General features: G+C 43.9%; 1 protein-coding gene. It reads right to left on the bottom strand.

Annotated elements, in window-relative coordinates:
* A partial coding sequence (locus JYB62_RS19740) for a tyrosine-type recombinase/integrase (RefSeq protein WP_205647104.1) occupies positions 1–280 on the bottom strand: 280 nt, incomplete at both ends.

The following is a 280-nucleotide window of genomic DNA, read 5'->3' as shown; positions in this document are numbered from 1 at the left end:
AGAAGATGTTGAGCAAACTTATCGCTTATCTGCTTCTCATAGAGTCTTGCAGACAAACTGCGCAACTCGTGAAAGGTAGGCGGATCCCCTTCGAAGGAAAGACCTGATGCTTTTCGTGCGCGCATAAAATACCTTGATACTGTGCCGGATGAAAGCGGTTCGCGACGAGTAGATGCAATTATGGTTTCTCCGCCAAGAATCTCTTTGCATTTATCAAGTGTTTCCTTCATTGATATTCCGAGAGCATCAATATGCAATGCTGTTGGGATGGCAATTTTTA

This window comes from Algoriphagus lutimaris (assembly GCF_017051705.1).
Lineage (GTDB): Bacteria > Bacteroidota > Bacteroidia > Cytophagales > Cyclobacteriaceae > Algoriphagus > Algoriphagus lutimaris.
Note: the sequence above shows the minus strand (reverse complement) of the source record. Positions and strands in the feature narration are given on the sequence as shown.